Genomic DNA, 20,912 nt, shown 5'->3' on the forward strand with positions numbered 1-20,912 from the left:
CTATCGGTGGGTGAAATTGGGCGGGCGCTTCTCGATGAACGCCGCCATCCCTTCGGACTGATCGGCTGTCCCGAAGGCGGAGTGGATGAGGCGACGTTCGTAGAGAAGTCCCTCGGCCAGGGTTGCTTCGAACGTGCGGTTCACGGCTTCCTTGGCCATTCGGGCCGCTGACCGCGACATCTGCGAAATGGTGGTGGCCACCGCCTTTGCCTCGGTGAGCAGGTCGTCGGCCGGCACCACCCGTGACACCAGACCACTGCGCTCCGCTTCGGCGGCGTCGATGGTGCGCCCGGTCAGGATCAGATCCATGGCTTTGGCCTTGCCGATCGCCCGGGTCAACCGCTGTGAGCCGCCCATCCCCGGCAGGACGCCGAGTTTGATCTCGGGTTGGCCGAACTTCGCGGTATCGGCGGCGATGATCAGGTCGCACATCATGGCTACCTCGCAACCGCCACCGAGCGCGTACCCGGCCACCGCGGCGATGGTCGGGGTGCGGACGGCGGCCAGTTTGCCCCAGGCGGCGAAGAAGTCGGCGTCGAACGCTTCGGAGAACGTCAGGTCCGCCATTTCCTTGATGTCGGCTCCGGCGGCAAATGCCTTGGCTGAGCCGGTGATGATGATCGCCCCGATGCCGGGATCGTTGTCCAGCTCGGCCGCAGCGCTGGTGACTTCGTTCATCACCTGGCTGTTGAGCGCGTTGAGGGCCTGTGGCCGGTTCAGGGTGATGATGCCGACTCGCTGGTCGCGCTCGACCAGGATGGTTTCGTAGCTCATGACCTGCCTTTCTAGAAACTTAAGTCGTCGTCGACCGGCGCGAAATACGCTGCGACGTCGGACTCGGTGATCTCGGCGAACGTCGCCGGCGACCATTTCGGATTGCGGTCCTTATCGATCAACTGTGCGCGGATGCCCTCCACCAGGTCGTGCGAGCGCAACGACGCCGAGGACACCCGATAGTCCTGGACCAAGACGTCTTCGAGCGTTTCCAGCTTGGCTGCACGGCGCACCGCCTCCAACGTCACCGACAGTGCGATGGGGGAGCGGCTGGCAATCACATTGGCGGCGTGGTTGGCCGGGCCGGCATCGTGGCCGCGCAGTGCGGCGATGATGTCGGCGACCGTATCACCCGCATAGCACTCGTCGATCCAGCCGCGTTGGGCGGCGAGACCGCTGGGTGGCGGTTCGACGGCGTGGTGGGCCAGCGCGCTCTCGATTCCGTCGGAGGCGATGGCCGCGCTGAAGGCGCCGAGTTCGGCGTGCGGCACGAAGTGGTCGGCGAACCCCAGTGCGATGGCGTCGGCACCGGAGAAGGGTGCTCCGGTGAGTGCCGCGTGCAACCCCAGGGCGCCGGGGGCCCGCGACAGCAGGTACGCCCCGCCGACGTCGGGAATGAACCCGATACCGACCTCGGGCATCGCGACCTTGGAGGTATCGGTCACCACCCGGATGTCGCCGTGGGCGCTCACGCCCACGCCGCCGCCCATCACGATGCCGTCCATCAAGGCCACATACGGCTTGCTGAATCGGCCGATCTGGCCGTTCATCAGATACTCGTCGCGCCAGAACCGCCGCGCTTCGGCCCCGTCCTTGCGGGCACTGTGATAGACGGCCACCACATCACCGCCGGCACACAATCCGCGTTCGCCGGCTCCGGAGACCACCACCGCGCGTACCTCGCCGTCGCGCTCCCAGCGGGTGAGCACCGTGCTCAGCAGGTCCACCATTGTCTGGTTCAGCGAGTTGATCGCTTTGGGGCGGTTGAGGGTAATAAAGCCGACACCGCCGTCGACGCGGGTCAGAACTTCGTCGGACTCGCCGGTCACGGCTTCGGTCACGCTAGATCTCCCCTCCAGGGAATCGTCCAAGAGTTTGACCAGCAATCTAGATCGTGACTCGCTCCTGGGTGGCCCCGGGGCTAAGGTTTATCGTTAGCCGGACGACAGCGGCGCGGTTGGGCACGAGTCCGGAAAACAGAAAACCGGCAGGTGCGTTGGGAACCCGCGCGGGCCACTGATCGTTGAGCAGTTGTTCGCACAGCTCGAACCCATAGCCATAAGAGAGGATCCGACGGTGCGGGAGACAAGTAACCCGGTATTCCGCTCGCTGCCGAAGCAGCGGGGCGGATACGCGCAATTCGGTACGGGAGCAGGGGCGGGATATGCCGGCGACCCCTACATGGCCCCCTACCAGGAGACTCGTGACGCTGGGACGACCCGGCCACTGACCATCGACGACGTCGTGACCAAGACTGGCCTGACGCTGGCCATGCTGTCCGCGACGGCAGTCGTTTCCTACTTCCTGGTTGCCCAGAACATCGCGCTGGCGATGCCGCTGACCCTGGTCGGCGCGCTCGGCGGGCTGGCGCTGGTGCTGGTCGCGACCTTCGGTCGCAAACAAGACAACCCGGCGATCGTGCTCAGCTACGCCGCGCTGGAGGGTCTGTTCCTTGGCGCCGTTTCGTTCGTTTTGGCCGCCTACACGGTGGGGTCCGCCAACGCGGGAGTGCTCATCGGGGAGGCGGTCCTGGGCACGCTCGGCGTGTTCTTCGGTATGCTGGTCGTCTACAAGACCGGGGCTATCCGAGTCACGCCTCGGTTCACTCGCATGATCGTGGCCGCCATGTTCGGGGCGCTGGCCCTCATGCTCGGCAACTTCCTGCTGGGGATGTTCGGTGTCGGCGGCGGCGAGGGCCTGGGCCTGCGCAGCGGTGGACCGCTGGCGATCCTGTTCTCACTGGTGGTCATCGGTATCGCGGCGTTCAGCTTCCTGATCGACTTCGACGCCGCTGACCAGATGATCCGGGCCGGAGCGCCGGAGAAGGCGGCGTGGGGTATCGCGCTGGGCCTGACCGTGACGCTGGTCTGGCTCTACATCGAGATCCTGCGTCTGCTGAGTTATCTGCAGAACGACTAGTCTCGGCTCGACGAGAAAAGCCGGCACATATGTGTCGGCTTTTTCGTGTGTCCGCTTGGTCTCTTGAGTGTGCGGTGGTGGCCCCGAGCGTGTGCTGGTGGCGGGCTGACCCGAGTTTCGCAGCCCAGGGCGCACACTCACCGCCCTGGGCGCACGCTCGACGTCGGTGCCTGAGGCGCTAGCTCAGCCGCTCGATCACCATGGCCATGCCCTGGCCGCCACCGACGCACATGGTCTCCAGGCCGAACGTCTTGTCGTGGGTCTGCAGATTGTTGAGCAAGGTGGTGGTGATGCGGGCGCCGGTCATGCCGAACGGGTGTCCCAGGGCGATCGCTCCGCCAGAGACGTTCAGCTTGTCCTCGTCGATGCCCAACTCCCGGGCCGAGCCCAGCACCTGCACCGCGAACGCTTCATTGATCTCGACCAAGTCGATGTCGCTGATGGACATACCCGCCCGCTGTAGCGCCTTCTTGCAAGCCTCGATGGGGCCAAGGCCCATGATCTCCGGGGACAGACCGCTCACGCCGGTGGACACGATGCGCGCCAACGGCGTCAGGCCCAGCTCCTTGGCCTTGGTGTCGCTGGTGATCACCACTGCCGCGGCGCCGTCGTTGAGTGGACAGGCGTTGCCGGCGGTCACTGTGCCGTTGGGCCGAAACACCGGCTTGAGTTGGCTGACCTTTTCGTAGGTGGTACCCGCGCGCGGGCCATCATCGGTGCTGACCGTGGTGCCGTCGGGAAGCGTCACCGGGGAGATCTCCCGTTCGAAAAAGCCGCTCTTGATCGCCTCTTCGGCACGGTTTTGGCTGCGCACACCCCAGTGGTCTTGGTCTTCGCGGCTGATGCCCGAAATGATCGCGACGTTTTCAGCGGTCTGACCCATGGCGATGTAGACGTCAGGCAGATTTCCGTCAGCGCGCGGGTCATGCCATTCCTCGGCACCCGCGGCCGCGGCGGCGGTGCGTTCCTGGGCCTCATCGAAGAGGGGGTTCTTGGTGTCGGGCAGCGAGTCGGAGTTGCCCTTGCCGAACCGGGACACGGTCTCTACGCCCGCGGAGATGAACGCGTCGCCCTCGCCGGCCTTGATCGCATGAAACGCCATCCGGGTGGTCTGCAGTGAAGACGAGCAGTACCGGTTGACCGTGGTCCCCGGCAGAAAGTCGTAGCCCAGCGCCACGGCGACGACGCGCCCGATATTGAAGCCGGACTCACCTCCCGGGAGGCCGCAGCCCATGATCAGATCGTCGATCTGGTGCGGGTTCAGCGCGGGCACTTTGTCCAACGCGGCGCGCACCATCTGCACGGCCAAGTCGTCGGGGCGCATGCTGACCAGCGACCCTTTCATGGCGCGGCCGATCGGCGAGCGGGCTGTTGAGACGATGACGGCTTCTGGCATAACAGCTCCCTCCATTGGGGTGTGGCGAAGCCGAATCTAGCCTGACGACGAGCCTGGTGACGATTCGGGTCGTGCAGCGGCCCGTTGCCCGACTAGCCGCTAGCCGGGATCGCGACGGGTCCACCAACCACCGGGACCGGGCGCCGCCACAGCCGGGTGACGATGGCGCCCCGGGAACGCTCCTGGCTGCTGGTGCGGAAGCTAGGCCGCGACGGCACGGGAAGCATTGCGCTCCCGATCTTTTCGCGTAACGCATCGCGCAGACTGAGGAGCAGCTGATCGGCCGCCAGGGCGTACGCCGTTGCGGATGGGTGATATCGGTCGGCGGAGAACATCCGTTCGGGTTCGGCCCGGAATTGGCGTGCCAGCAGATTGGCGAGCGGAACCGGCACCCCGCCGGCCGCCTTGACGGCGGCGGTCTGAGCGCGGGCGAGCTGGCTTCCCCGCGTGTGAGCCAGGGACCGCAACGGTTGCGGTATTGCGGTGATGACACTGAAGTCCGGGCACGTGCCGACCACCACGATTGCGCCGCGGGCGCAGCTTGCGTACCACCGAGCCAAGCCGTTCCGCGGAGGGGCCGATCCCGTTGAGTGCTGTTATGTCGTTGGCGCCGATGATGATGATCGCGGCGTCCGGTGGCGGTCCGGCCACAAACATCGCGTCGACCTGACCGCACACGCCTTTTGAGGTGGCGCCGACCAGGGCTTTGGTGCTCAACCGCACCCGCTTGCCGGTCTGCTCGGCGAGCTTGCGTGCCATCACCACGCCCGGCACTTCCTCGGGGCTGCCACAGCCGTATCCGCACGCCGTGGAGTCGCCGAACATCATCAGGTGAAGGTCAAAGGGGGTTCCGCGGCGCCAGCGCTGCACCGGCCCACCGCCGCGGGAGTAGACCCCATCGGCACGGGGAGGTACGTCCCAGGCTTTGGGGATGATGGTGCGCGCGTGCGTAGCCTGACCGACCAGCAAGTTGCGTGCGCCCAGATAGGCCGTACCTGTCGAGGCGAGTGCACCCGCTGTGGCCAGAGCGATCGTCGAACGCCGCGGCACGCGTATGCCCACGCGATCAGTTTAGATCGGCTTCTCTGTTTGCGGGTCTACCTGACAAAACAGGTGAATTACGTTGTGGATCAATTGTGGTATCGAATCAGACTCATTAAGCGTTGTTTAAGAAGTAAGCTGTCAAGCTAAGTCGGAGGAGTTGGCAAATCGCTCGGGGGAGCAGGTTCAATCCGAACGCTTGGCCGCTCCATCACATGCCTTATCGGACTACAACGACGTAGGAAGTGTTGCGCATGACCGCACCTAGCAGGGTCCCCAGTAACCCTATCCATGCCATTCGCCCACGAGACGTACTCAAGACACGTAGACTTGAGGCACGCAGATTCGCCATCAGTGATGGCGCTCCGGTCGAGGTTGTCGAGTCGGTCCCGAGCGTTGCTGCGCGGGTCGCGACGCTTGCCTCGCGGCTGACCATTCGGCCGGTGTTGGCGGTCGGTAGCCACGTGCCGAATCTACCTTGGCCATGGGGCCTCATCGATCACGCCGCGAAGGCTTTGGTCCCGGCGTCTGCCACCGTGAGGGCCGCGGTGAGCTTGTCAAATGCGGCAGCGCAACTGGTTCGGGCGCCGGGCGTGCTGCCCGCCGACGGGACCCGGCGCGTGGTCCTCTATCTCCACGGCGGCGCCTTCCTGACCTGTGGAGCAAACTCGCACGGGCGGTTGGTCGAGCTGTTTTCAAAGTTTGCTGACGCGCCCGTTCTGATCGTCAACTATCGGCTGATGCCCAAACACTCGATCGGTATGGCGCTCGATGACTGCCACGACGGCTACCGCTGGCTGAGGTTGTTGGGCTACGACCCGGAACAGATCGTGTTGGTCGGAGACTCCGCCGGCGGCTATCTCGCGCTGACTCTCGCGCAGCGGCTGCAGGAGGAAGGCGAGGAGCCGGCCGCCCTTGTCGCGATCTCGCCACTGCTGCAGCTAGCAAAGGAGCAGAAAAAGGCTCATCCCAACATTAAGCGGGATGCGATGTTCCCGCCGAAGGCTTTCGACGCGCTTGGTGAATTGGTTGCTAGCGCGGCCGCTAAAAACAAAGTCGACGGCAAACCCGAGGAACTCTACGAGCCGCTCGAGCACATCCGCCCGGGTCTCCCGCGGACCCTGATTCACGTGTCGGGATCCGAGGTGCTGTTGCACGACGCCCAGCTGGCGGCGCGCAAGTTGGCGGCGGTCGGGGTGCCCGCCGAGGTGCGTGTCTGGCCGGGACAGGTGCACGACTTTCAGGTCGCCGGGCCGTTGTTGCCCGAGGCGACCCGCTCCCTGCGTCAGATCGGCGACTACATCCGCGAGGCAACCGGCTAGGGGGTCGCGCCGTACCCGGAGTGTGGTTCGCCGGGACCGGCCTGACACGATGAAGCCCATGCGGATCGCCCAGCACATCAGTGATCTCATCGGCGGCACACCACTGGTTCGCCTGAACGCGGTCGTTCCGGCCGGGATCGGCACGGTGGCGGCGAAGGTCGAATATCTCAACCCTGGCGGCAGCTCCAAGGACCGGATCGCGATCAAGATGATCGACGCGGCCGAGGCCAGTGGAGCGCTGCGACCCGGCGGCACCATCGTCGAGCCGACGTCGGGCAATACCGGGGTGGGTTTGGCCCTGGTCGCCCAGCACCGGGGCTACAAGTGCGTATTCGTCTGCCCCGACAAGGTCAGCGAGGACAAACGAAACGTCTTGCGGGCCTACGGCGCTGAGGTGGTGGTGTGCCCGACGGCGGTGCCGCCGGAGGATCCGGACAGCTACTACAGCGTCTCTGACCGGCTGGTCAGAGAAATCGACGGTGCGTGGAAGCCCGACCAGTACGCCAACCCCGAAGGCCCGGCCAGCCACTACGCGACCACCGGCCCGGAGATCTGGGCCGATACCGATGGCAAGATCACGCATTTCGTTGCCGGCATCGGCACCGGTGGAACGATCACCGGCGCGGGGTGCTACCTCAAGGAGGTGTCGGGCGGCAAAGTCCGCGTCATCGGCGCCGACCCGGAGGGGTCGGTGTATTCCGGCGGGACCGGGCGGCCCTACCTGGTCGAGGGGGTGGGCGAGGACTTCTGGCCGGCGGCCTACGACCACGCGGTGCCCGACGAGATCATCGCGGTGTCGGACTCCGACTCCTTTGACATGACCCGGCGGCTGGCCCGAGAAGAGGCGATGCTGGTGGGCGGATCCTGCGGGATGGCGGTGGTGGCCGCCCTGCGGGTCGCCGAACAAGCAGGGCCCGACGCGCTGGTTGTCGTGCTGCTGCCCGACGGCGGGCGCGGTTACATGTCGAAGATCTTCAACGACGCGTGGATGTCGTCGTACGGCTTCTTGCGCAGCCGCCTCGACGGCAGGACCGATGCGTCCACGGTTGGTGATGTGCTGCGGCGCAAGTCCGGTGCGTTGCCGGCTCTGGTACACACCCACCCCTCCGAGACGGTGCGCGATGCCATCGGAATCCTGCGGGAATATGGCGTGTCGCAGATGCCGGTGGTCGGCGCCGAGCCGCCGGTGATGGCCGGTGAAGTTGCCGGCAGCGTTTCCGAACGCGAACTGCTCTCGGCTGTATTCTCGGGCAAGGCCAAGCTGGCCGACGCCGTCTCCCAGCACATGAGCCCGCCGCTGAAGCTGATCGGCGCCGGTGAATTGGTCGGTGTGGCAGGCAAGGCATTGCGGGACTGGGATGCCTTGATGGTCGTCGAGGAGGGCAAGCCGGTCGGGGTCATCACCCGGTATGACTTGTTGGGATTCCTTTCCGAAGGGGCGTTGCGGCGCTAGTCCGCCGTGGCGCCACAACTTAGGTCGGCTAGGAACAAAATCGGCTGGTAGCTACCTCCCCGACGGTGCCCAACCATGCTGGTAATGGCGCGAATCGCGGCTCGGGCGCAGCTCTAGCCTGATCTCTCCGCAGACCGCCAACCTCAGGTACTGTAAGGCTGCCTACTTCAGCTAATTCCGAGTGGAAGGTTGCCCATGACCGATCAGCCGCCTCCCGGCGGGTCTTACCCCCCACTGCCTCCGCCTCCCGGATCCTCCGGTGGGTCGGAGCCGCCCGCTGGTGGGTACCAAGCACCACCGCCTCCCTCGGCGCCCAGCGGGGGCGGCTACCCGCCGCCGCCACCGCCCCCGTCGCCCAGCACCAGCGGTTATCCGCCGCCCCCGCCGCCGCCGTCGGCGCCCGGCACCAGCGCTTATCCGCCGCCTCCGCCACCACCACCGCTGGAAGGTGGCTACCCGCCGCCGCCACCACCGTCGGCGGGTGGATACGCACCGCCCCCACCGGGGCCGGCGATTCGTGCACTGCCGGCGGAGTCCTACACGCCGTGGATCACTCGCGTGCTGGCCGCGCTCATCGACTTCGCGCCCTACGTTGTGGTTACCGGCATCGGCTGGCTGATCATGATGGTGACCACGACCTCGTCGTGCGTGACCGACATCAGTCAGTACGACATTGGCCAGTACTGCGTATCCCAGCCGTCGATGATCGGTCAGCTGGCGCAGTGGTTGTTGTCCCTGGTGGGGTTGGCCTACCTGGTATGGGACTACGGCTACCGCCAAGGCACCACCGGTTCGAGCATCGGTAAGTCGATCATGAAGTTCAAGGTGGTCAGCGAAACCACGGGGGAGCCGTTGGGCTTCGGAATGTCGGTGGTGCGCCAGCTTGCGCACATCGTCGACGCGATCATCTGCTACATCGGGTTCCTGTTCCCGCTGTGGGACGCCAAGCGGCAGACGCTTGCCGACAAGATCATGACGACGGTTTGCCTACCGCTCTGAGTGCAACGCAACTCACTTGTGTCAGTGAGTGATTAGCAAAGCGCCACCCCGGCCGTGCGATTACGGCCGGGGTGGCGTTCGCTATTAGGCTGGTCATCGATGAAGGACGATCACAAGGCGCAGCACCGGTTCGCCGGACTCGCAACACGAGCCATTCATTCCGGCTATCGCCCGGACCCGGCGACCGGAGCCGTCAACGCTCCGATCTATGCCAGCAGCACCTTCGCCCAGGATGGTGTCGGCGGGCTTCGGGGCGGCTATGAGTATGCGCGAACCGGCAATCCGACTCGCACCGCCTTGGAAGCCGCGCTTGCCGCGGTTGAAGACGCGGCGTTCGGGCGTGCGTTCAGTTCCGGCATGGCCGCCGCCGACTGCGCGCTGCGGGCAATGCTGCGACCGGGTGACCATGTCGTCATCCCCGACGACGCCTACGGCGGCACCTTCCGGTTGATTGACAAGGTCTTCACCGGGTGGAACGTCGAGTACACACCGGTAGCCCTGGCGGATCTGGATGCGGTGCGTGCGGCGATAAGGCCAACCACCCGACTGATTTGGGTGGAAACACCGACCAATCCGCTGCTGTCGATCGCCGACATCGCCGGCATCGCCCAGCTGGGTGCGGACAGCTCGGCGAAAGTTCTGGTGGACAACACCTTCGCATCTCCGGCGCTGCAGCAGCCGCTATCGCTGGGCGCCGACGTGGTGCTGCATTCCACCACCAAATACATCGGTGGTCACTCCGATGTGGTGGGTGGCGCACTGGTGACCAATGACGAAGAGCTGGACCAGTCTTTTGCCTTCTTGCAGAACGGGGCGGGCGCGGTGCCGGGCCCGTTCGACGTGTACCTGACCATGCGCGGCCTGAAAACCCTGGTCCTGCGCATGCAGCGGCATAGTGAAAATGCCGCTGCCGTGGCGGAATTCCTCGCCGAACATCCCGCGATCAGCACCGTGTTGTACCCAGGGCTGCCCAGTCACCCCGGCCATGCCGTGGCGGCGCGGCAGATGCGCGGGTTTGGCGGCATGGTTTCGGTGCGGATGCGAGCCGGCCGCACCGCCGCCGAACAGCTGTGCGCCAAGACGAACATCTTCATCCTGGCCGAATCGCTAGGCGGTGTGGAGTCGCTGATCGAGCATCCCAGCGCGATGACTCACGCGTCGACCGCGGGTTCGCAGCTGGAAGTGCCCGATGACCTGGTGCGGCTGTCGGTCGGTATCGAAGACGTTGCCGATCTCCTCGACGACCTCAAACAGGCGCTGGGCTAACCCCGGCGCGAGCAGCCCGCGAGCAGACACAGAATCGCACGCGCAGCGCGCGCTGGGTGCGATTCTGTGTCTGCTCGTCAGGTCAGGAGTGGTAGGGCTCGGCGCTGATCAGCGTGACCTCGATGACGCTGCCGTTGGGCACGGTGTAGCTACGGGTCTCACCGACCTTGGCGTCGATCAGGGCGCCACCGAGCGGGGAATTCGGCGAGTACACCTCGAGCTTGCCGTCGTTGACGCCTTCTTGGCGGGTGGCGATGAGGAATGTCTCGCTATCGGACTGGTCGCCGTTGTAGTAGACCTTCACCACGGAACCGGGCAGGGCGATACCGGACTGCTTGGGCGCTTCGCCGACCTTGGCGTTGTTGAGCAGGTCCTGCAGCTGGCGGATGCGGGCCTCTTGCTGGCCCTGCTCTTCGCGGGCGGCGTGGTAGCCGCCGTTCTCGCGCAGGTCGCCCTCTTCGCGGCGGTCATTGATTTCGGCGGCGATGATCGGACGATTGGCGATCAAGTGATCGAGCTCGGCCTTGAGTCGGTCATGTGACTCCTGGGTTAACCAGGTCACCTGAGTATCCGTCATCTCGTGGCGCTCCTTGTGTTGTCTTTTGGCGCATGCGCGCAAGTTGCTGATCCCGCATCAACCCGGTATCGGGCGTACGCGGGCCCCCACCCCGGTCGCTGCCACTCCGCTTCTGCTCACGGCCATTAATGCAGCAATACACGGTCCCGGTCAGGACCGTGTATCTAGCCATGTTACCACCGCGCTAACAGTCGGTGACTGCATATGCGCAGTTCGGGGTTTGTTGCGCGGTCAAGGTGAGCGCAAGTAAGCGGGCACATCTGTGCCGCAACCGTATACGTCCGCCATCAACGGCGGCTTGCTCGATTTCAGGGTCGTCGTCACCTGCACGGTGGTTTGGTCCGAGGGCGGCACCAGGACCTCTCGCCGGCCGGTCTCGCTACCGTCCTTGGCCCGGACGCGCACGATGCAATCGACCGGCCGTGACGGGTCTGACCGCGTCACGCTGATCGTCACCGATGCCGTCTGCTCATCGATCACGCGGTAGCCGGCCAATTTGCCGGTGACGGCGTTGGTGACGATCCGCTGGTAGCCGATCACGGCAAGCACGGTCCCGGCCACCACCACCAACACCGCCAGAGCGATGAGGATGTAGCGCCGCGACCTACCGGAGAGTCGAGACCGCCCATAGCGGGCTTCGGGACGGGATATGGGTGCTGGATTCATGCCTGGCTTGGCGGATCGGGGAAGGGCTGTAGGCGGGCGTCAGGCGCCGGACGACAAGATGGAACGATTGAGAACTGAAATTATAGTGGCGCAATCGGCCGGCGAGCAGACGGCCCGACCAGCAGACGGACAAGGGAGCACGTGAGCAAACTGCGGTTGATGGCGGTGCATGCCCACCCCGACGACGAGTCCAGTAAGGGCGCCGCCACTCTTGCCCGGTACGCGGACGAGGGTCATCGCGTGCTGGTGGTGACGTTGACCGGGGGCGAGCGCGGCGAGATTCTCAACCCGGCGATGGATCTGCCCGACGTGCACGGGCACATCTCCGAAATTCGCCGCGACGAGATGGCGAAGGCGGCCGAGATTCTCGGTGTGGAGCACACCTGGCTTGGGTTCGTCGACTCCGGACTGCCGAAGGGGGATCCGCCGCCCCCGCTGCCCGAGGGGTGTTTCGCCCTGGTGCCCTTGGAAGATTCCATCGAAGCGCTGGTACGTGTGGTGCGGGAGTTCCGGCCCCACGTGATGACGACCTACGACGAGAACGGCGGCTACCCGCACCCCGACCACATCCGCTGCCACCAGGTCTCCATCGGCGCCTACGAGGCCGCTGCCGACTATCTGCGGTTCCCGGATGCCGGTGAGCCCTGGACGGTGTCCAAGCTCTACTACATCCACGGCTTCCTGCGGGAGCGCATGCGGATTCTGCAAGACGAGTTCATCAAGCGCGGCCAGGAAGGTCCGTTCGGCAAGTGGCTCGAGCACTGGCATCCCGACCACGATCCGTTTGCCAACCGAGTCACCACCCGCGTTGAGTGCTCGGGCTATTTCGCCCAACGCGACGACGCCTTGCGAGCGCATGCGACCCAGATCGACCCCAACGCCGAATTCTTCGCGGCGCCGCTGTCGTGGCAGCGTGAACTCTGGCCGACCGAGGAATTCGAGTTGGCCCGCTCGCGCATCCCCATCGGTCTGCCTGAGACCGAGTTGTTCGCCGGAATCGAGTCGAGCCAATGAACCAGTTTCTGCTCACTGTGATTGCAGACGATGCACCGCGCAATACCGGACCCGATTTCGGCAAGGCCAGTCCGTTGGGGCTGCTCGTCGTCGTGGTCTTGGTCATCGCCACGTTGTTTCTGCTGCGATCGATGAACCGGCAACTCAGGAAGGTCCCGGAATCCTTCGATCGTGCGCACCCCGAGCCGGATCAGGCGGCCGACGAGGGCACGGATGTGGTGGACGTCGAGGAACCGCCCGCCGCGGACGGTGGCGCCACCACGCGATCGCCGGGGCCGGCCGATGACCCCGGCTGATTCATCGGCCGGTTTCTCCGGAACCAATACCCTCGCGCAGGCCACCAGTCCGTACTTGCGCCAGCACGCCGACAACCCCGTGCATTGGCAGCAATGGACACCGCAGGCGCTGGCTGACGCCGCCGCGCGCGACGTGCCGATTCTGTTGTCGATCGGATACGCCGCGTGTCACTGGTGTCACGTCATGGCCCACGAATCGTTCGAGGACGACGAGGTGGCGGCGGTGATGAACGCGGGCTTCGTCAACATCAAGGTGGATCGCGAGGAACGGCCCGATATCGACGCGGTCTACATGAACGCCACCGTTGCCCTCACCGGGCAGGGCGGCTGGCCGATGACGTGCTTCCTGACCGCTGATGGGCGGCCCTTCTACTGCGGTACCTACTACCCGAAAGCGGGTTTTCTGCAGCTGCTTTCGGCCGTATCGGAGACCTGGCGGGAACGTCGCGGCGAGGTGGAGGAGGCCTCCGACCACATTGCCGGTGAGTTGCGTTCGATGGCGTCCGGACCGCCCGGCGGCGGTCCCGACGTGGCGCCGGAGCTGTGTGACCATGCCGTCGCGGTCGTCTTGGGTGAGCAGGACACGGTTCATGGTGGCTGGGGCACCGCGCCCAAGTTCCCGCCGCCGGCGCTGCTGGAAGCGTTGCTGCGGCACTACGAGCGCACCGGCTCCCCGGCCGCACTGGCTGCGGTGTCGCGCACCGGCGCCGCGATGGCCCGCGGCGGCATCTATGACCAACTTGCCGGCGGCTTCGCCCGATACAGCGTCGACAAGGCCTGGGTGGTACCGCATTTCGAGAAGATGTTGTACGACAACGCGCTGCTGTTGCGGGCTTATGCGCACTGGGCCCGGCGGACCGGCGATGAGTTGGCGCGCCGCGTCGCGGCCCAGACCGCGGGGTTTCTGCTGGACGGGCTGGCCGCTGGCGGCATGTTCACCTCCTCGCTGGATGCCGACACCGACGGCCGCGAGGGTTCGACCTATGTCTGGACTCCCGAACAGCTGATCGAGCTCCTAGGTGAGGACGACGGCCGTTGGGCCGCAGAGGTTTACGCGGTGACCGCGGCCGGCACCTTCGAACACGGCGCGTCGGTGTTGCAGCTGCCCTCGGATCCGCACGACGCCGAGCGGCTGCAGCGGGTCAGCGGCGCACTGTCGGCGGCCCGGCGCGGGCGCGCGCAACCCGGTCGCGATGACAAGGTCGTCACCTCCTGGAACGGGTTGGCAATCACGGCGCTGGTAGAGGCCAGCATTGCCCTGCAGCAGCCCGAATTGGCGCAAGCCGCGCGGCGTTGCGCACGCGTGTTGCTGGACTTGCACGTGGTCGACGGCCGGTTGCGCCGCGCCAGCCTGGGCGGTGTGGTCGGCGACAGCGCGGCCATCCTCGAGGACCATGCCATGCTGGCCACCGGCCTGTTGGCGCTCTATCAGTTGACTTCCGAACCGGGTTGGCTGACCTCGGCCTGCGATTTGCTGGATACCGCATTGGCGCACTTCGGCGATCCGCAGCGGCCCGGTCGCTGGTTCGACACCGCCGACGACGCCGAGCGGCTGATGCTGCGCCCGGGCGACCCGCTCGACGGGGCCACGCCTTCGGGTGCGTCTTCGATCGCCGAAGCCCTGCTGACCGCCGCACACCTGGTCGCCGACGACCGCGCCCCGCGCTACCTGCAAGCCGCCACGGAAACGTTGCGCGAACATTCGGTCTTGCTGGCACGCGCACCGAGGTCGGCCGGGCACTGGCTGTCCGTCGCGGAGGCGGCGGTGCGGGGACCGCTGCAGATCGCGGTTGCCTGCGACGATCCGCAGTCAGAGCTACTGGCCGCCGCCCGCCGGCTGGCGCCGGGCGGAGCCATCGTCGTCGGCGGTCGGCTGGACTCGGCACCGTTGCTGATCGGACGGGATCGGGTGGCGGGTGCGGACGCCGCCTATGTCTGCCGGGGACGGGTCTGCGACCTGCCGGTGACCGGTACCGACGAACTGGCCGCAGCTCTGCCAGTGCCCGGGTAGTAGCGTGCGTCACATGCCGAATTCCGCTGAGAGGTCCCAAGCGATTACCGAAACGGTCAACCGATACATGTCGGTGCTGGCCGACGGCGGCGCCGACGATCTGGTCGGCTTCTACGCCGACGACGCGACCCTCGAGGATCCGGTCGGGGGAGAGGTGCACATCGGTACGCGAGCCATCCACGGCTTCTATTCGGCGATCGCGGGCCTGACGCGCGAGTGCGAGTTGGTGTCGCTGCGGGTGTGCGGCAACGAGGCGGCTTTTCAGTTCCGGCTGACCGTGACCAGCGGCGACAGCAAGATGCGGGTGGAGCCCATCGAGGTCATGGCGTTCGATCGCTCCGGCAAAGTGGCCGCGATGAAGGCGTATTGGTCAGCGGCCGACGTGACTCATTTGTAGCCACGTGAGGCGCTGCTGTAGCGCTCAGAACACCACGAACCACATCGCGATGTAGTGGCAGATCGCCGCGACTGCGGTGCAGGCGTGGAAGAACTCGTGGTAGCCGAACGTCGAGGGCCACGGATCCGGCCAGCGCACGGCGTAGAGAATGCCGCCGATGCTGTACAAGGCGCCGCCGACAAACAGCAGCACCAGCGCCGTCACCCCGGCGTTGTGCAGAATCGTCGCGGTGTACCAGACCGCGACCCAGCCCAGCAGCAGGTAGAGCGGGACACCGACCCAGCGCGGCGCGGTCGGCCAGCACATCTTGAGTAAAATCCCGGCGATCGCACCGCCCCACACGATCGATAACACCACTCGCCCGTCATGGCCCGGCAATGCCAGCAGGGCGAACGGGGTGTAGCTACCGGCGATGAACACGAAGATCATCGAGTGATCGGCCCGCTTCATCCACTTGTGCGTGGTCGCGGACGCCCAGTTGACTCGGTGATAGGTGGCGCTGACGGTGAACATCACCACGGTGGCCGCAATGTAGGCCAGCGTGGCCAGGCCGGCTTCAGTGGAGCCCACCGCCCAGGAGACCGCAACCAGCGATGCGCCCGCCAAAACAGCGGTGCCGGCCGAATAGACGTGGATCCAGCCGCGGAAGCGCGGCTTGGTGAGCGCCCGTGCGACCCCTTCGACGAGGTGATGCGCAGCGTTGGGAACGGCTAGACCCTGTGGTTCGGGTTCTGCGGTGCTGGCCATGCTGGCCTGGCTGCTCATTTCGCCCATTGCCCCGTCTGGTGATCGCCGGATATCGGTCACCGATCACAGTAGTCGCCCCGAGCGTGAGTGGGCTTACGACTTGGCGTGATCTTGCGGCGAATCAAGGCCGGAATTTGGTGCGCGTCACAGTAGTCTGGATCCTCGTGGAGATCATCCCGCCGCGGCTCAAGGAGCCGTTGTATCGGCTGTATGAGCTGCGGCTGCGGCAAGGCCTGGCAGCCACGAGTTCCGAGTTGCCGCGGCACATCGCGGTGCTGTGCGACGGCAATCGCCGTTGGGCCCGCGATGCGGGTTACGACGACGTCAGCTACGGCTACCGGATGGGTGCCGCCAAGATCGCCGAGATGTTGCGGTGGTGCCAGGAAGCCGGCATCGAGATGACCACCGTCTACCTGCTGTCCACTGAAAACCTGCAGCGCGACGCCGACGAGCTGGCGGCGCTGATCGAGATCATCACCGACGTCGTCGAAGAGATCTGTGCCCCGGCCAACCGCTGGAGTGTGCGCACCGTCGGCGACTTGGAGCTGCTCGGCGATGAACCGGCGCGCCGGCTGCGCGAGGCCGTGGAATCCACGCCGGCCACCGCGCAGTTCCATGTGAACGTGGCAGTCGGCTACGGCGGGCGTCGCGAGATCGTCGACGCGGTGCGGGCGCTGCTGAGCAAGGAACTCGCCGACGGTGCGACCGCCGAGGAGCTTATCGACGCGGTGAGCGTTGAGGGCATTTCGGAGAACCTCTACACCTCGGGGCAACCCGACCCTGATCTGGTCATCCGCACGTCCGGCGAGCAGCGGCTGTCCGGGTTTCTGTTATGGCAGAGCGCCTACTCGGAGATGTGGTTCACCGAGGCGCACTGGCCAGCGTTTCGGCGGGTCGATTTTCTGCGCGCATTGCGCGACTACAGCATGCGCCATCGCCGGTACGGCAAGTAATCGCGTGCGGCACTGAGCCCGCCGCTGGGATGCCCCTCGATCTACCAGGGCTGGCGCTGCGGCACCGGCTCGACCGACTCGGTGGGCGCCAACCTCCGACTGCAATTGGGGCAGAACCGGGGGACAACCAGCAGGAGTTCATGATCTGGTTCAACCATCGATTCCTTCTCCGACGGCGTGGCACCGGCGAGGCCGCATCGGCGGTACGGCGAGGCGCTGGCGTGGAACACTGGGCGCATGGCTGCGCTGTCGGCGGTGGTGTTCACGCTCAGCGGTTGGCTGGGGCTCTACCTGCTGGCCCGCGACCCGCGCAAGCCGGTGCTGATATTGGCCGCCATTGGGCTATGCGGGTTTGCCCTTGTCTTGGCGTTGGATGCGGTGCGCAACACCAGCATGGCCCACGCCCAGTTGCTCGGTCAGCTGGAGATCTACCTGGTCGCCGTGCCGGGCGTGGCATGGTTCGGCGTTCTGCTCGAGTTGTCGGTGGCGCCCGAGCGCCCTTGGGCACGCAAAGCCGAGTTGCTGCTGATCGCGGCCGTCGGCGCGCTGGCCCTGCTGGGTGCGACCATCGCGGGCAGCGTGGCAGGGCCACTGCGGCCCGGTCACTGGCTGATGTTTGCGGTGATCTCGGCGGCAACGCTGGGCGCCATGGTGGCCGTGTTGGTGCGGCCGGCGCAGCCGATGTCGGTGGTCGGCGTGGTCATCGTCGCGACGCTGTTCTTCGCGCTGGGCAATGCCATCCTGGTGATTCCGCTGGGGCTGGTGCCCAGCTGGCTGGCCCTGGCCTCAACGGGATTCGACGTGTTGTTGCTCGGCGTGGCCGTGGCGGTATGGGACGCCTTCGACGAAGGCCAGGCGTTGCGCGCGGACATGCTGCGCTCGTTTGCGGGCGCGATGGCGGTCGCGGGTGTGTTGGGCGGTCAGGCGCTGATCGGGTTGGCCTTGATCCGCGATGAGCCCACCGCTTCGACCGTGCTGACGGTGCTGCTGTTCACCAGCCTGTCGATCGCCATCGCCGTGCAGGTGTTGGCCGACCCACTGGCCGGGGTACTGGACCGGCTGGCGTTTTCGAAATCGCCGGCACTGCGCGCCGACCGCGCGGCACTGCGCCACACCGGTGCGGCGCTACCGCTGCGGTCGGCGGATCCGCTTGCCGGCATCGATGACGAGACCTTTGTCAGGCTGACCCGCAGAGCGCTGGGGCACTACGGTGACCTGGCCAAGCTCGTCGCCAGCCCGTTGACCGCGTTGCCCGTGATCGATCAGCGGCTGGCCACCCGTGGGGTTCCCGACCAGCCGCTGGAACGGGCCAACGAACTTAAGGCCGTCCTGGCCGACGGCATCAAGCGACTCAAGCCGCGTGAGGGTGGTGATTTCGGAACCACCGAACAGTGGCGTTATTACAACTCGCTGTATTTTCCCTACGTCGTCGGTGTGCGCGCCTACGCGCAGAATGCCACCGCGGCGGGTTTGGATCCCATCGCCCGGCAGGCCTGGCAATGGCTGGTGACCGAGGTCCCGCAGCGGTCACTGCACAACTGGCAGAACGCGGCTGCTCGGCTGATCGCGGCCGATTTGCGCGGGCGCATCACGGTGGCCAGCGACTAGTCTTGCCGGCCCCCGCCCGGCGGGCGTTGACGGCACTGCCCGCAACTGCCTGACGGCGGGGAGAACGACCTGGTCACGGGGCCTATGGCAGCAGTTGGCAGTGCCATGCGTCGATCTGGCAGTGCGCAGGCGGCAGTCTCAAAACTGTTCCACCGACCGCCTTCTCGCACAGCCCCAAGGAGTAATGCAATGACCGCAATCTCGGGCCCGACAACTCGGCCCCTCTCCGATTCGACGGACGCACTGCTGCGTTTCGCGATGCGCGCGGACGCCACATTGACCGGACTCATGGGCCTGGCCCTCGCCGCGGCCGCCGACCCGATCTCGTCGCTGACCGGCCTGACATCCGCTCAGGAATACAGCATCGGTGCCTTCTTCGTGCTCTACGGCCTGTTGGTGTTCGGCCTCGCCGCGATACCCAACCTGCGTCGCGCCGGGATAGGGGTGGTCGTCGGCAACCTCGTCTACACCGTGGGCGCGATCGTCGCCGCCGAACTAGTGCCGATGACTGGCATCGGGGTGGCCGCGACAGTGGCCAGCGGCGTGTTCACAGCGGCATTTGCCGGGCTGCAGTACCTGGGAGTGCGTCGTATCACGGCCTGAACTCCCCTTCCCGCTGGTGCGGGGCGCCCCCGATAGCTGAGGTGGGTGCCCCGCACCAGCCATGTCGGGCGGTGGCGGGTTCCGCGGCCCGGGAGAGCCGGCGGTGACTGACGATGAGGTTGGAATGCTCAAATCGGCTCGGATCGATGGGTGATCCGAGATACGATCCGGCTGTTCGGCGGGGGTAAACCTCTAGAGGACAGTGATGTCATATTTGATAGCCGCCCCAGACCTGATGGCGCATGCCACAACGGAACTGTCGAGCATCGGTTCGGCCCTCACCGCGGCCAACGCGGCCGCCGCTGTCCCGACGACGGGGGTGCTGGCCGCCGGCGCAGATGACGTCTCGGCGGCGGTGGCCTCGCTATTTGCCGGGCATGCCCAGGCCTATCAGTCACTCGGCGGGCAGGTCGCGGCGTTTCACCAGCAGTTCCTCGAGGGGTTGCGCGGAGCCAGCGGCGCCTATGCGGCCGCCGAGGCGGCCAACGTGTCGCCACTGCAGGATCTGCTGGGGTTGATCAATGCGCCTACCCAGGCGCTGTTGGGACGTCCGCTGATCGGCAACGGCACCAACGGCACCGCCGCCAATCCCAACGGAGGCGCGGGCGGATTGTTGATCGGCAACGGTGGCAACGGCTGGAACAGCACCACCGGTGGGGCTGCCGGCGGTAACGGCGGTGATGCGGGGCTGCTCGGCAACGGTGGGACCGGGGGCAGCGGCGGGGCGCTGGCGCCCGGCGGCACCGGTGGTGTCGGTGGCTGGCTATATGGCAATGGCGGTGTCGGGGCGAATGGGGGCGGCGGGGGTAACGCCTTCTTGTTGGGTGCCGGCAGGGCGGGCGGTGTCGGTGGCACCGGCGGCGTCGGCGCGCTCGGCGGTGACGGCGGCACCGGTGGACGCGGCGGGTGGTTGTGCGGAGACGGTGGATCCGGCGGGAGCGGCGGGCACGGGGGTGTGGGGCCGGCGGTGGCGAGTTCCCCGACCCGGGTGGTGGTGGCGGCCGCGGCGGGAGCGGCGGTGCGGCTGGGCTGGTCGGCAATGGCGGCTCTGGCGGCGTCGGCGGAGCCGGCGGGGCGTTGTTGGGCAACGGTGGGGCCGGCGGCGCCGGCGGCAATGGCGGGGACGGTGGCGGTTATGTCACCTCCGGCAATGCTCCCCGAGGCGGCGGCAATGGCGGCGAGGCGGGCGACGGCGGCCTGGGCGGCTCCGCCGGCATGTGGGGGGCTGGAGGTGCCGGTGGGGCTGCCGGTACCGGCGGCGCTGGCATCTCGGGATACCCGAACGGGTTCGGCGGCAGCGGGGGCACCGGCGGCAACGGCGGCAACGGCGGCGGTGGTGGCACCGGTGGCTGGTTATACGGCGACGGCGGTGCGGGCGGGGCCGGCGGTAGCGGCGGCCCAGGCGGAACGACTCACGACCAATACATTGGCGGCGATGGGGGTGACGGCGGTGATGGCGGCGCCGGCGGCGACGCCCAGCACATCGGCAATGGCGGCGCCGGCGGTGAGCGCGGCGCGGCCGGCACCGGCGGGTCCGGCTTTGCCGACGGGTCGGCGGGCAGCGGCGGTGCCGGAGGCACCGGCGGGTCACTGTGGGGTGCGAATGGGGCGAGCGGCCTTTAAGTCAGGCCCCGGGCTGACTCGGCGCCG

18 protein-coding genes and 2 pseudogenes are annotated in these 20,912 nt (G+C 66.7%); 13 read left to right on the plus strand and 7 right to left on the minus strand.

Going from position 1 to position 20,912, the window contains the following annotated elements:
* Together MMSP_RS08130 and MMSP_RS08135 are read right to left on the minus strand one after the other, a co-directional pair.
* The gene (locus MMSP_RS08130; protein WP_020786225.1) at positions 1–774 is read right to left on the minus strand and encodes an enoyl-CoA hydratase; all 774 of its coding nucleotides are present in this window, start codon (positions 772–774) and stop codon (positions 1–3) included.
* Positions 775–785: 11 nt separating this feature from the next.
* Positions 786–1,823: an enoyl-CoA hydratase/isomerase family protein gene (locus tag MMSP_RS08135; protein ID WP_036427162.1), complete on the minus strand. Its 1,038-nt coding sequence runs from the start codon at positions 1,821–1,823 to the stop codon at positions 786–788.
* Between the two features lie 247 nt (positions 1,824–2,070).
* On the opposite strand from MMSP_RS08135, the gene MMSP_RS08140 reads away from it, so the two are divergent.
* Positions 2,071–2,913, plus strand: a complete 843-nt coding sequence (locus MMSP_RS08140; RefSeq protein ID WP_012395952.1) for a Bax inhibitor-1/YccA family protein — start codon at positions 2,071–2,073, stop codon at positions 2,911–2,913.
* A gap of 178 nt (positions 2,914–3,091) precedes the next feature.
* Here the strand turns inward: MMSP_RS08140 and MMSP_RS08145 are convergent, their stop codons facing one another.
* Entirely contained in the window at positions 3,092–4,309 is a 1,218-nt protein-coding gene (locus MMSP_RS08145) for an acetyl-CoA C-acetyltransferase (protein ID WP_015356919.1), read from the minus strand.
* A gap of 92 nt (positions 4,310–4,401) precedes the next feature.
* Positions 4,402–5,359 (minus strand): annotated as a pseudogene (locus MMSP_RS08150) (SGNH/GDSL hydrolase family protein).
* A gap of 245 nt (positions 5,360–5,604) precedes the next feature.
* On the opposite strand from MMSP_RS08150, the gene MMSP_RS08155 reads away from it, so the two are divergent.
* From MMSP_RS08155 to MMSP_RS08170, 4 genes are all read left to right on the plus strand, one after another.
* Positions 5,605–6,672 carry an alpha/beta hydrolase gene (locus MMSP_RS08155; protein ID WP_036426324.1) on the plus strand — a complete coding sequence of 356 codons (1,068 nt, stop codon included), beginning with the start codon at positions 5,605–5,607 and terminating at the stop codon, positions 6,670–6,672.
* 58 nt (positions 6,673–6,730) lie between these two features.
* The gene (locus tag MMSP_RS08160; protein WP_036426325.1) at positions 6,731–8,125 is read left to right on the plus strand and encodes a cystathionine beta-synthase; all 1,395 of its coding nucleotides are present in this window, start codon (positions 6,731–6,733) and stop codon (positions 8,123–8,125) included.
* A gap of 195 nt (positions 8,126–8,320) precedes the next feature.
* Positions 8,321–9,124: an RDD family protein gene (locus MMSP_RS08165; RefSeq protein WP_020786229.1), complete on the plus strand. Its 804-nt coding sequence runs from the start codon at positions 8,321–8,323 to the stop codon at positions 9,122–9,124.
* Between the two features lie 99 nt (positions 9,125–9,223).
* Positions 9,224–10,390, plus strand: coding sequence for a cystathionine gamma-synthase (locus MMSP_RS08170; protein ID WP_020786230.1), 1,167 nt, complete (start codon positions 9,224–9,226; stop codon positions 10,388–10,390).
* A gap of 82 nt (positions 10,391–10,472) precedes the next feature.
* Here the strand turns inward: MMSP_RS08170 and greA are convergent, their stop codons facing one another.
* Positions 10,473–10,967 carry a transcription elongation factor GreA gene (gene greA, locus MMSP_RS08175; RefSeq protein WP_011738576.1) on the minus strand — a complete coding sequence of 165 codons (495 nt, stop codon included), beginning with the start codon at positions 10,965–10,967 and terminating at the stop codon, positions 10,473–10,475.
* Positions 10,968–11,198: 231 nt separating this feature from the next.
* Complete coding sequence (locus MMSP_RS08180; RefSeq protein WP_012395945.1) at positions 11,199–11,633, minus strand: DUF4307 domain-containing protein; 435 nt, start codon at positions 11,631–11,633, stop codon at positions 11,199–11,201.
* Between the two features lie 141 nt (positions 11,634–11,774).
* Here MMSP_RS08180 and mca point away from each other — a divergent pair, with 141 nt between their 5' ends.
* From mca to MMSP_RS08200, 4 genes are read left to right on the plus strand one after another with little or no spacing between them, the layout of a single operon-like run.
* On the plus strand, positions 11,775–12,647 hold the full coding sequence (mca, locus tag MMSP_RS08185; protein ID WP_012395944.1) for a mycothiol conjugate amidase Mca: 873 nt from the start codon (positions 11,775–11,777) through the stop codon (positions 12,645–12,647).
* Complete coding sequence (locus tag MMSP_RS08190) at positions 12,644–12,943, plus strand: hypothetical protein (RefSeq protein ID WP_011738573.1); 300 nt, start codon at positions 12,644–12,646, stop codon at positions 12,941–12,943. Before mca ends, MMSP_RS08190 begins: the two co-directional genes overlap by 4 nt.
* Positions 12,930–14,954 carry a thioredoxin domain-containing protein gene (locus MMSP_RS08195; protein ID WP_020786232.1) on the plus strand — a complete coding sequence of 675 codons (2,025 nt, stop codon included), beginning with the start codon at positions 12,930–12,932 and terminating at the stop codon, positions 14,952–14,954. The genes MMSP_RS08190 and MMSP_RS08195 overlap by 14 nt, the downstream gene beginning before the upstream one ends.
* A gap of 13 nt (positions 14,955–14,967) precedes the next feature.
* Complete coding sequence (locus tag MMSP_RS08200; RefSeq protein WP_011738571.1) at positions 14,968–15,351, plus strand: nuclear transport factor 2 family protein; 384 nt, start codon at positions 14,968–14,970, stop codon at positions 15,349–15,351.
* A gap of 24 nt (positions 15,352–15,375) precedes the next feature.
* On the opposite strand, the gene MMSP_RS08205 is transcribed toward MMSP_RS08200, so the two are convergent.
* Positions 15,376–16,116 carry a hemolysin III family protein gene (locus MMSP_RS08205; RefSeq protein ID WP_012395942.1) on the minus strand — a complete coding sequence of 247 codons (741 nt, stop codon included), beginning with the start codon at positions 16,114–16,116 and terminating at the stop codon, positions 15,376–15,378.
* Between the two features lie 146 nt (positions 16,117–16,262).
* Here MMSP_RS08205 and MMSP_RS08210 point away from each other — a divergent pair, with 146 nt between their 5' ends.
* The 4 genes and pseudogenes from MMSP_RS08210 to MMSP_RS29535 all read left to right on the plus strand — a co-directional run bounded on the left by MMSP_RS08210 (position 16,263) and on the right by MMSP_RS29535 (position 20,885).
* On the plus strand, positions 16,263–17,051 hold the full coding sequence (locus tag MMSP_RS08210; protein WP_020786233.1) for a (2Z,6E)-farnesyl diphosphate synthase: 789 nt from the start codon (positions 16,263–16,265) through the stop codon (positions 17,049–17,051).
* Positions 17,052–17,288: 237 nt separating this feature from the next.
* A complete protein-coding gene (locus MMSP_RS08215; RefSeq protein WP_020786235.1) occupies positions 17,289–18,659 on the plus strand; it encodes a hypothetical protein in 1,371 nt (456 codons plus the stop codon).
* A gap of 189 nt (positions 18,660–18,848) precedes the next feature.
* The gene (locus tag MMSP_RS08220) at positions 18,849–19,262 is read left to right on the plus strand and encodes a hypothetical protein (protein ID WP_015356912.1); all 414 of its coding nucleotides are present in this window, start codon (positions 18,849–18,851) and stop codon (positions 19,260–19,262) included.
* 205 nt (positions 19,263–19,467) lie between these two features.
* A pseudogene (locus MMSP_RS29535) lies at positions 19,468–20,885 on the plus strand (PE family protein).
* The last annotated feature ends 27 nt before the right edge of the window (positions 20,886–20,912 follow it).

Source organism: Mycobacterium sp. 012931, assembly GCF_000419295.1.
Lineage (GTDB): Bacteria > Actinomycetota > Actinomycetes > Mycobacteriales > Mycobacteriaceae > Mycobacterium > Mycobacterium marinum.

Coding starts and splice junctions, on each gene's coding strand:
- MMSP_RS08200 (WP_011738571.1), top strand. CDS start 14,968: ATGCCGAATTCCGCTGAGAGGTCCCAAGCGATTACCGAAACGGTCAAC.
- MMSP_RS08220 (WP_015356912.1), top strand. CDS start 18,849: ATGACCGCAATCTCGGGCCCGACAACTCGGCCCCTCTCCGATTCGACG.
- MMSP_RS08190 (WP_011738573.1), top strand. CDS start 12,644: ATGAACCAGTTTCTGCTCACTGTGATTGCAGACGATGCACCGCGCAAT.
- MMSP_RS08155 (WP_036426324.1), top strand. CDS start 5,605: ATGACCGCACCTAGCAGGGTCCCCAGTAACCCTATCCATGCCATTCGC.
- greA (WP_011738576.1), bottom strand. CDS start 10,967: ATGACGGATACTCAGGTGACCTGGTTAACCCAGGAGTCACATGACCGA.
- MMSP_RS08170 (WP_020786230.1), top strand. CDS start 9,224: ATGAAGGACGATCACAAGGCGCAGCACCGGTTCGCCGGACTCGCAACA.
- MMSP_RS08130 (WP_020786225.1), bottom strand. CDS start 774: ATGAGCTACGAAACCATCCTGGTCGAGCGCGACCAGCGAGTCGGCATC.
- MMSP_RS08215 (WP_020786235.1), top strand. CDS start 17,289: ATGGCTGCGCTGTCGGCGGTGGTGTTCACGCTCAGCGGTTGGCTGGGG.
- MMSP_RS08180 (WP_012395945.1), bottom strand. CDS start 11,633: ATGAATCCAGCACCCATATCCCGTCCCGAAGCCCGCTATGGGCGGTCT.
- MMSP_RS08160 (WP_036426325.1), top strand. CDS start 6,731: ATGCGGATCGCCCAGCACATCAGTGATCTCATCGGCGGCACACCACTG.
- MMSP_RS08145 (WP_015356919.1), bottom strand. CDS start 4,309: ATGCCAGAAGCCGTCATCGTCTCAACAGCCCGCTCGCCGATCGGCCGC.
- MMSP_RS08205 (WP_012395942.1), bottom strand. CDS start 16,116: ATGAGCAGCCAGGCCAGCATGGCCAGCACCGCAGAACCCGAACCACAG.
- MMSP_RS08165 (WP_020786229.1), top strand. CDS start 8,321: ATGACCGATCAGCCGCCTCCCGGCGGGTCTTACCCCCCACTGCCTCCG.
- MMSP_RS08195 (WP_020786232.1), top strand. CDS start 12,930: ATGACCCCGGCTGATTCATCGGCCGGTTTCTCCGGAACCAATACCCTC.